The following is a 1,663-nucleotide window of genomic DNA, read 5'->3' on the forward strand; positions in this document are numbered from 1 at the left end:
AAAGTGCTCCAGCAAGCCGGCGTCGAAACTCGAATCGGTGTGCGCCACATAGCCCCAGGCGATGCCGTAGACGCGCGGCAGGCCCACCAGCGGCTCATTGGCCAGCTTGGGCAGCTCGGCGTAATAGCGCCGCGGCAGGCCGTCGCGAATCTCGGGCAGCTGCGCTTCGATCAGGTGAAAGTTGTCGAGCAGCCATTCGGCCGCCGGGCTCAGCGCGTCGCCTTCGCGGTCAAGCAGTTCAAGGTAGCTGCGCGTGAGCCTGAGCATGCGCAGGTTGTCGTCCACGCGCGGCAGAAAACCCGGTGCGCCGCGCAAGCGCGTGCGCGGCGCCACCGGCTGCGCCTGTGCAAGGCTGACGCCGTGCTGCTGAAAGCGCTCGGCGCCGAACAGCGTGGCGCGCAGCGCTGCCGGCAAGGATTGGGGCAGGTCGAGGAAGGCCTGGGCTTCCGCGCGCAGTCGCGGCCAGGCTCGGGAAGCAGCGTAGGCGCGACTCTCCGTGGCGTCGAGCGCCATGGATCAGATAAGAAACCAACCCGCGGACACCGCCACCGCGCTCGCCGCGAACATCGAGAACAGGCGCGGACCGGTAAACGCGTGTAACGATTCTGCGCGGCCGCGCAAACTTTCCCACCGTTGGGAACGACCCCGCGCGCAGCGTCGCATCAAATCGGCGAGGGCATCCACGTCCGCCGCGATGAGCGGGCCGAAATCAGGGTTGGCGGTCGAGAACGCCCGGGCAGACGGTGTGGACATGAGGCCTCCAGAAGACAGAAGGGAGCAATCGGCATGCCCGTCAGATGACGCGGACAAGACGCCGACAACCGATCGCAATGCCCATCTTGCGGCGCCTTCCCCGCTGGAGGAAGGCGCTTGCCCCTCAGCGCCGCACGACGCCCCCGAGCAGCGCTTGCAGCGCCTCGAAGTCAACCGGCTTGACCAGGTGATGGTCAAAGCCGGCGGCGTACGAGCAGGCGCGGTCTTCGTCGCTGCCATAGCCGGTCAGGGCCACGAGCGTGCAGAGCGCGGTGGTGGGGGCGGCGGTGAGGCGCCGTGCCATTTCGTAGCCGTCCATGCCTGGCATGCCGATGTCGAGCATGACCACGTCGGGCGGCTCGGCGAGCGCCTGCTCGAGAGCGCTGGCCGAGTGCGTCTGGACTGCGACGCTGTGGCCGACGCTCTCCAGCAGCAGGGCCAGGGTGTGGGCAGCGTCGGCGTTGTCGTCGACCACCATCAGGCGCAGGCTGGTGGCCGCCGCGCCGGCCCGCACCGCGCCGTCGACGGCCGCCTGGCGCCCGCGGCGCTGGGGTTTCGCGTCGCTCGGTAATGCCCCCACCGCGGCCCCCACCGCGGCCCCCAACGCGGCCTCGTGAGCCGCCGCGGGAAGGCGCGGCAAGGTCACCGTGAAACGGCTGCCGTGCCCGAGCCCCGCGCTGTGCGCCGCCACGCTGCCGCCATGCAACTCGACCAGGCTCTTGACCAGCGCCAGGCCCAGCCCGAGGCCGCCGGCGCTGCGGTCCGGCGTGCGCTGCCCCTGGGTGAACAGCTCGAACACGTGCGCCAGCAGCCCCGCGCCGATGCCCACCCCGTTGTCGACCACGCTGACCGACACCGCGCCGTCTTCGGCCACGACCCGCACCTCGATCTCACCACCTTCGGGCGTGTA

The 1,663-nt window shown here is 70.4% G+C and carries 3 protein-coding genes; all 3 read right to left on the reverse strand.

Annotated elements, in window-relative coordinates:
* Positions 1 to 513: hypothetical protein (locus RMO12_RS08335; RefSeq protein ID WP_309638938.1), on the reverse strand; the 513-nt coding region annotated here is incomplete at its 3' end.
* 3 nt (positions 514 to 516) lie between these two features.
* A complete protein-coding gene (locus tag RMO12_RS08340) occupies positions 517 to 753 on the reverse strand; it encodes a hypothetical protein (protein WP_309638939.1) in 237 nt (78 codons plus the stop codon).
* Positions 754 to 877: 124 nt separating this feature from the next.
* A partial coding sequence (locus RMO12_RS08345) for a response regulator (RefSeq protein WP_309638940.1) occupies positions 878 to 1,663 on the reverse strand: 786 nt, incomplete at its 5' end.

The organism is Methylibium sp. (assembly GCF_031393925.1).
Lineage (GTDB): Bacteria > Pseudomonadota > Gammaproteobacteria > Burkholderiales > Burkholderiaceae_C > Methylibium.

Coding starts and splice junctions, on each gene's coding strand:
- RMO12_RS08340 (WP_309638939.1), bottom strand. CDS start 753: ATGTCCACACCGTCTGCCCGGGCGTTCTCGACCGCCAACCCTGATTTC.